Source organism: Mesotoga sp. UBA5557 (genome assembly GCF_002425715.1).
Taxonomy (GTDB): domain Bacteria; phylum Thermotogota; class Thermotogae; order Petrotogales; family Kosmotogaceae; genus Mesotoga.
Genome location: NZ_DIMV01000002.1, coordinates 1 through 7,949, shown reverse-complemented (window position 1 = coordinate 7,949; position 7,949 = coordinate 1). Strand labels below are relative to the sequence as shown.

Here is a 7,949-nt window from a genome sequence, read left to right as displayed (position 1 = left end):
CGATGTTCTTTCGGCGCCTTGCGTCTTATTCCGCTCTTTCCGACTCGCTCGCAACCTGCACACCCCAACCCCGGCCTTTTGGTTTTTCTTACAACTTGCATCTTGGAACTTGCAACTGAGCTTTTACAAGTGATCACCGGGTTCCCCGCTTTTAAGCGTACAGCGGCCTTTTCGGTGAACGGGTTCATGATCTGGGACGGTCAACGGTGAACCACTTCTCACAGCGCACTGCGGCTCTTCTCGCCCGCGAAGCGGAACTGGCCTCGCCAAGACGAGACTTGCCACCGAAGGTGACCGGCTCCTGAAGATCCGTTATACGCTTAAGAACAAGAACCCGCTGATCGCTTTGAAAGGGCATCCTCCCTTGATCGTCCAAGAAAACGAGTTCGTTCCTCGTTCCAGAGCGAGAATCTGTTCTTCGTTCTTGGTCAAGGTCAGAACCAAGAGCAGGATGCTGAAACAAGGATGAAGGGAGAGAGAGGGTATCGAGTGCAGGTCATGGGTGCGGTGAAAAGAAACGATTAACTCTGCAGTCATCCCGTAGAGCCTGCCCTGATATGCACCTGTTCAGGGCTTTTGCACGGGATCTCGCTCCAAAATCTCTCTCTTGTTTTGAGCGTCCTGGCGTGAAAGCGCCTCTTTCCCCAGATTCACTCTTCGCGTTATTTGGTCAGTGATCAATATGTATGGCTCCTGCCAGCAACCAGGAACGAACATCAAACAGCAGTTCTTATAGGGCCATTTCAGAGCATCGGCTTCTTTCGTATATAAAGACTAACACCCTCCGCCGTTACGTGATCCTCGTCCCTCAATTGAGTACTCAAAATCAGGCTTATCAGGAGTTTAAATACAGATTTACGCAAGATGCAGCATATTAGCGGCATTTAACTCATAGTATTATGGGTCCGATGAGCTTGCTAAACGAGGATGAATTGGAAGAAAATGAGAGATGAACCGGAGCGAATGAAACTGGATCATTTTTTCTTTGGATAGAAGCGAAATCTTCAAGGCAACGGAATTGACAGGAAAACAGCGTTATGTCCATTCAATGCTCAAGGTTGAAGCACCTCCAACTTACTTCGAAATCCACTTAAACAACTTGAATCATGCTCACAATCTTCACAAGCTCCATAACCCTCTCAGTGTAATGAGCTCATCCGATTGGTTTGTCCATACGATATCGAGCTTGGTCAAAAGTAATTAATTTGATACAATATTGACAGAATACTCCAATTTGTATGCCTGTGAGACGCTTAGTGTCGTCAGACGATTCTCCCGAAATAGTCTCGGGCAGCGCATGGAAGGCGCAATTCTTATCTACGGAATAACATGGTAATTTGTTAATATTGTCATCTGACTTGCCCATTGTGGCAATTGGCCAGTTTTATCAGGTTAAGCAAGGAGGTAGGAGCATGAGTTTAGAAGAAGGCTTTTTGTTTCATGCTACGGGAATTGACTTGATTGAGAGCTGCAAAGGTGGAAGAGAAGGAGATATCCTCGAATGGCCTGTGAAAAGACAGCCCGGTGGGGGGGAGAAATATGGAGAATGAAAAGAAGATAGTTCGCAGGTTTGTCTTCAAGCTGTTCAAAGTCTACTGGAAACGGGAATTGCTGGCTGCAGTTCTGGTCGGAGTGATGATTGCTCTTGCAGTTGTCTTCCCCCTCTTGATAAGGCTGCTAATAGATGTTGTTATCCCTTCTGACAATATGGATCTTCTCGTAAAGTACGTTTTGCTTGTCGTCGGGCTCTGGTTTGGAAGCTTGATCTTTACCTATTTTGGCGAGGTGGTTTTTGAAACCACGGCCCTCATGGCAAAATCGGACCTGCGAAAGCAATTGTTAGAGAAGATGTTTGTTCTTCCTTTCGACTATTTCCACAAGAATAAGAGCGGTGAGCTCGTATCGAGACTAATATCTGATCTGGAACTTGTAGGAACCGTTATAGCGCAGGTATTTCCGATACTGTTATTGGGAGTCGTTCAGATATCGGCGATTCTAGCTATCATGTTTTCTTTCAACTGGAAACTGACTCTTTTGCCCCTCGGCTTCATCGTGTTTTCCTTTCTTGTGATAATGTTCTTCAATATTATGGTGGAGAAAAGGAGCAAAGTAGAGAGGGAGAAATTCGGCGAACTGGCAGGAGTCACAAGTAACATCATCGATAATATGAAACTGATCAGAATCGCCATGCCATTTGCCTGGGTCATGAATTTCTTCGATCGTTTTCAGGGAGACCATGTTTATGCGGGCAAGAGGTTCATAAAGGCAATAAAGATCGCCGGCACACTCAAGACGTCGATAAACGGACTTATCTCCTTTTCACTGCTTGCCTATGGTGGTTACCTGGTAATGAAGGGTGAGATTACAGTAGGAATTCTCATTACTTTCTGGGCTTATGTTCAATCATTGTTCAACCCTATTCAGCTCCTCATGCAGGTGAACATTCTTCTAAGACAAAGCTGGGGAGGGCTCCTGAGAACAATCGAGGTACTGGAAGGTCCTGAAGAAGAAATGAGTGGTAGTAGTCCTAAGTTAGAAGATGTTCGGAGCATTTCTTTAGAGAACATTGAGTTTGGCTACGGCAAAAAGCAAATTCTAAAAGGCTTATCTCTTGAACTGAGGAAAGGGGAAATTACGACGCTGGTAGGTGAGAGCGGCGCCGGTAAAACCACTACTCTGAATATCCTTATGGGACTACAAAAACCCCAGTCGGGAACCATATACATAAATGGCGATCCGGTATCGAATTCGGCATTACTCAGACCATATATCGGCTTTGTGGAGCAGACACCAACTTTGTTTGAAAGATGTACTCTCCTGGAAAACATTACCCTGGGTAGATCGATTTCTGAAGCCGGTTTGGAAAACATCTTCGAAAGAACGAATCTTGACGTATTGTTGAGAAGATTCGAGAATGGACTCGACACATTGGTTGCAGACGTTCAGCTTTCTGGCGGTGAGAGACAGTTGGTCGCGCTGGCCAGAGCGTTGGTCTCGAAACCACAATTATTGATTCTTGATGAGATCACGTCAAATATCGATTCAAAGACTGAAGAAATAATTCAGAATACTCTTGTAAGTCTAAAATCTGAAGGCATAATCGTGCTGATGGTTGCTCATAGATTATCAACTGTTCTATTGAGCGACAGAGTGGCGTTAATCAGTAATGGGGTTATAGTTGCAAGCGGAACTCACAGCGAGCTTTTAAAGACCAGTTCCGAATACAAGAAGCTTTACTCGCTTCAGTTGATAAAGGATGAACAGCAGGATAATTGATCAAGCGCATAGTGGTGCACTGTAAAAGCCCCGGACAGGAACGTATCAGGCAGGCTTCCTGGTGTTTCTTCTAAACCAGACAAGATCGGGATGCGGGTGTAGAGTTTGGCGGATGATGCCGAAGGTGAGAGTTTCAAGCTCTGACTTTCAAACTCCCAACGCTTTGTCCGGGAGCCGTTGAGGGTTCTATAAAGCCATGGATGAAATCTCTGAACAGAGTCAAGGGAGAAAGATGGGTTCACTTTTGTCCCCCAATCATTTACCCTTACGCCGTTTTTCCTCAATACGATTTCATCTATCAAAGACACATCCTTAAGCATATTTCGAGAATGCTCTTCGTGCTCATTGCAGCTACGGATCCGCGACCTTCCAGTTAGTAGCGAACGAAGACGGGCCTTAGGGCCCGTCTCACTAGAAATCGAAATTGTATCTTCCTGCCAGATGAAAGTGGGGGAAGAAGGTCGAGTGTCTTGCGAGCTGCCCTCCGAGATTGAATCCCACATTTATGATTGAAGTTGCCAACTCAAGACTGAAGTCGCTGATGTCGTAGCCTGCTCCGACATGAGAGACTAGCGGAAGATACTTTATGTCTCGAGCGGCAAGGACGCTGGACAGTTCAGTCATCGCCGTTGCCTTGAAGAAGACAGGCGGAAGAGAAGGTGCGAGATCTTCGAGTCCCAGTTCGGCGTAAAGTCCTATGAGGGCTTGCATGGGGTCAAGAGAATAGAATTCCATTTCCTCAAAGCCGAATCCAAAGACTGGAACATCTGCAATAATGCCTAAGACGGGTTTGTTAAACAACATCCAGCCTACCTGAGCCCTCCCGAAGAACTGAAGATCAAATTCCTTTGTCTGTCTGTCCTGATTGAGAACAAAGCCCATTCCCACTGAGAAGTGGGTTGCCATCAGACCTGCGGCCAGACCAATAATCAGAACGAATACTGCGAGCTGTTTCACTTACACACCTCCTAAGAGTCTTATGTCAGAATCGCAGTCTTGCAGCGATCTCACTTTGAAGGAGTTCCTTATCAACCACCACGACTTTTCCGTCGTTGTTTATTACGCTTCGCACGATCCAGGGGCCCAAATTTCTAACTTCTCTGCTTTCCTTTACGGCATGCGTATATACTAGCTCTCTGTCAAGAACATAACCTCTTTTTCTCTCAAGAGGATTAATGAAAAGCGTGTCGATCCTTCTGTCATTTGCTGCTTTAGAGACTTCCGTCCAACCTTCGACATACTTGTCGAAATTCTCCCGGGCCATCTCCAGAAATTCCTTTCGAAGTCTCCTGCTTTCGCTATCTATCAGCTTGTCGACTTCTTCCTGAAGTTGCCTCTCCAGATTGAGTGTCTTTTGAACGAAGATTGGGTATGCTTCTGGAATAAGGTGTTTCGCTTCCTTCTGGAACTTTTCAATGCTTTCACTGAACGAAGAAGAGTGAAAGAAGACGAGGTATTCGACGTCTTTTGGAATCTCTTCGTCGTTCTTTATCAATGAGGCGTTCTTCTGAAGGAACCTCCTGTTCTCTTCTTCCTTTGCCTTACTAACTTTTTCCGAAGCGTTCCCGTGATACATCGCTCCCGATGAAGGCGAGGGAGAGTACCCCTCCAGATACTCCTGTTCTTTTTCTCGAATGAACTCATTTTCGACGCTCTTAATAAGAGAGAGTTTTCTTCCTTCCATTAGATAGTATGTTGATTTTTCCCTCTCCAGCGAGACAACAAGGGCCTCCGCAGATGAGCTTGAAAGCCAGATCAGTTGATCAAGATCGAATGTCTTGCCTACGTAAATCTCCTTTTCGGGCTTTCTATGAAGCGGGATGATTTTGACACCTTCGATTGCTTTATCGTTTTTTACATCTTCGCCTGTGTGGAACTCCACGAAAATCGCCAATCCTCTTCCCAAATCATCGATGTTTCCGAGTTTGGTAAGGACTGCTTCAACAACCTTCTGATGAGTTTTCCCCATACCGGTTATCTTCTCGTCCTTCCTCAGACAATCTAGGATATTTGACTTCAAATGTTTTTCCGCATCGCTCCTTTTGAGATTCTCCATTGGAAAGTAAAAAGTGAGAAGATATGAATCTGATTTGATCCCGGCCTCTGCACTGAGTAGCTGTTGAAGTTCTTTTTCCATCTCAGCTTTTCGAAGAACGCGTGTAGCGACATTATCCATTTGATTTGCCTCCTTCCTTCGCTTCTTGGTGGTATGAAAGAACCTAAGGGCTTTCACTCTTGGCACGGTCTTCCATTCTCAGTACTCTCTCTTCAATTATAGTATCTGAAGTCTATTGGCTACACTTCAATTATAACCCCGGAAAATATTGTACAATAGCCACGGAGATGATTTGTTTGGCTAACAGTTTACAGAATTTGTTCTTCTCTAGAATGGAAAAGACTTTTCCGGCACTCAAAGTAAGGAATTTCAGATATTTCTGGGTAGGTCAACTGATATCCGTCATGGGAACATGGATGCAGACAGCCGCTCAGTCATGGCTCGTCTTGACGATAACGGATTCCCCTTTCCTGTTGGGTCTTCTCGGTGTTGCGCAATTCACGCCGGTACTCATTCTGTCACTACCTGCGGGGGTCTTCGTAGATCGTTTCCCCAAGAGGAGCATCGTAATCTTAACTCAGATAGCCTCGATGATCCTGGCATTTATACTTGCGATTCTTGTCTTCACGAATACAGTTCAATACTGGCACATCTTCATTCTGGCGTTTGGTCTCGGAATGGTCAAGACACTCGACATTCCTGCAAGACAATCTTTCATGATCGAATTGGTGGGTCGTGATGTGGTTCTTAATGCAGTTGCGCTGAACTCAACGGTCATAAATCTTGGAAGAATCGTAGGACCGGCCTTGGCGGGGGTAGTAATGGCTCTTGTCGGTGCGGGTTGGTGCTTCCTCATAAATGGAGTCACTTTCATAGCTGTGATAGTCGGTCTGTTCAAAATTGACGTAGCGCCGGTCGTAAAGAAGAGACCAAAGGGGACTGTGATACCTGACATCAAAGAAGGCCTAATCTATCTTTTCAAGAGTCCGATACTGACTACCACCACTTTGATTCTCGCAATCGTCAGTACGTTCGGCATGAATTACAGCGTTTTGATTCCTGTCTTTGCAAGAAATCAACTCGGTCTCGATGCTCAGGGATATGGACTTTTGATGTCTTCTTTGGGAGTCGGGTCGTTGCTTGGAGCTTTGATTGTTGCTGGGGGGAGTTCCAGAGGGCCGAAGAGAGTAAGGCTTTTTGTTGTCCCGTTCATAACTTCTTCTCTTTTCATCATTATGGGATTCAATAGTTCGTACTTGCTTTCGGCTTTGCTGATCGGGAGTATGGGGTTCGCGAACATCTTCTTTACTACCACTGCAAACAGCCTCATGCAAATTCACTCCGATAACGAGTATAGAGGAAGAGTTATGAGCGTTTACTCTCTCGTATTCGCCGGCTCGACGCCGCTCGGAAACATGTTTGTCGGATCGATCGCAGACCGAGCCGGCGCAGGGAGCGCATTCTTCTGGGCCGGTGTAGTCACGGTTCTGCTGGTTTTGGGAACAACGATGGCCCACAAAGTTAGGAAGAGAATTTCAGCGACGAAGAGTGATGCGGAGGCATGAGCGGGTTATCGGATCGAAATGTTGTATAATGATTTTGTTTGAGTATCCGGGGTGGTTATATATGTCTAGAATTCCCTTCTCCCGGATTTCCAGGTTCTGGGGGTTTAAGGAAAAGATCAGGTTTGAGAGAGCATTGAATGGCAGAGCTTCGGTAGTCAGCTCAGGTGGTCGTTTGTATGTGTTGAAGAGAAGGGCCGCGAGTGTTCCTGCCGGTTCTTGTCGTAGTGGTCTTCTGGCGAATCTTGTCGGTACCGGAGTTCCTGTTTCGGCTCCCGTTTATGCCCGCAACGGCAAGTCTGAAGTAAGAATCGGCAAGTACGTTTACTCAGTGTTTTCTTACATAGAAGGAGAAAAGGCCGACTCCAACATCTCTCATGCCACTCCGGAGTTGGCGGTTGAACTTGGCATTTTCACCGGAAGGCTCCACAAAGCTCTAGAAGAAATCGACGACGATCAGCTTGAAAGAACGAATCTGCTGAAGTCGCTGACAGCTGCCCTGCGGTACTTCAGTGCAGGGGACTTAGAAATGAAACTCGAAAGTGTTGAGGAATTCTTCACCGATTTCTACAAGATATATTATAGACTGCCGGTCCAGATCATCCATGGCGACTACCATCCAGGGAACATAATCATCCACGAGGGGAAGGTCTCTGGGATAGTAGATTTTGATTGTGCGACTCGAGAAGTGAAAGTGCTAGATCTTGCCTATCTAGTTCATAGCGTCTTCGCCGAGTTTCTGAAGATGGGTTCTCCATCGCTTTTCCTCTATTTGCTTCCGTACTTGCTTGAAGGATACTCCTCAGAAAACACTCTTTCCTCGAGCGAGAGGGAGAGTTTTGTCTATCTTCTTTCTGCTATTTCGATCATCCAGATTCATTACTTCACTGCGAAAGAATTGACTGAAGAAGCGCGCTTCGCAAAGAATGTCTTCAAATGGCTGTACAAAAACAGTAGTCGTATCAAGGAAAAGGCGGGTCTTGTCCTGGCCGGTTCCGAAAAGGTGATCTAGTGTGTGGTTCAAGAGATAGTTAATTTCCCGCCGCGCTTTCTTT

Annotated in this window: 7 protein-coding genes; 4 read left to right on the top strand and 3 right to left on the bottom strand. The window is 45.9% G+C overall.

The features are described 5' to 3' along the window. The first annotated feature begins 1,412 nt into the window (after positions 1-1,412). Both B3157_RS00065 and B3157_RS00060 read left to right on the top strand, forming a co-directional pair. A complete protein-coding gene (locus B3157_RS00065) occupies positions 1,413-1,550 on the top strand; it encodes a hypothetical protein (protein ID WP_292587833.1) in 138 nt (45 codons plus the stop codon). Continuing rightward, the gene (locus tag B3157_RS00060) at positions 1,540-3,276 is read left to right on the top strand and encodes an ABC transporter ATP-binding protein (RefSeq protein WP_292587831.1); all 1,737 of its coding nucleotides are present in this window, start codon (positions 1,540-1,542) and stop codon (positions 3,274-3,276) included. Before B3157_RS00065 ends, B3157_RS00060 begins: the two co-directional genes overlap by 11 nt. Here the strand turns inward: B3157_RS00060 and B3157_RS00055 are convergent. The 3 genes from B3157_RS00055 to B3157_RS00045 all read right to left on the bottom strand — a co-directional run bounded on the left by B3157_RS00055 (position 3,243) and on the right by B3157_RS00045 (position 5,452). Continuing rightward, entirely contained in the window at positions 3,243-3,578 is a 336-nt protein-coding gene (locus tag B3157_RS00055) for a hypothetical protein (protein WP_292587829.1), read from the bottom strand. The two genes, B3157_RS00060 and B3157_RS00055, sit on opposite strands and share 34 nt — an antisense overlap. A 109-nt stretch (positions 3,579-3,687) precedes the next feature. Further along, on the bottom strand, positions 3,688-4,233 hold the full coding sequence (locus B3157_RS00050; RefSeq protein ID WP_292587827.1) for a hypothetical protein: 546 nt from the start codon (positions 4,231-4,233) through the stop codon (positions 3,688-3,690). A 25-nt stretch (positions 4,234-4,258) separates the two neighbouring features. Then, entirely contained in the window at positions 4,259-5,452 is a 1,194-nt protein-coding gene (locus tag B3157_RS00045; RefSeq protein WP_292587824.1) for a hypothetical protein, read from the bottom strand. Positions 5,453-5,619: 167 nt separating this feature from the next. On the opposite strand from B3157_RS00045, the gene B3157_RS00040 reads away from it, so the two are divergent. Both B3157_RS00040 and B3157_RS00035 read left to right on the top strand, forming a co-directional pair. Continuing rightward, entirely contained in the window at positions 5,620-6,897 is a 1,278-nt protein-coding gene (locus B3157_RS00040; RefSeq protein WP_414674175.1) for an MFS transporter, read from the top strand. 61 nt (positions 6,898-6,958) lie between these two features. Then, positions 6,959-7,906, top strand: a complete 948-nt coding sequence (locus B3157_RS00035; protein ID WP_292587820.1) for a phosphotransferase enzyme family protein — start codon at positions 6,959-6,961, stop codon at positions 7,904-7,906. Positions 7,907-7,949: the final 43 nt, after the last annotated feature.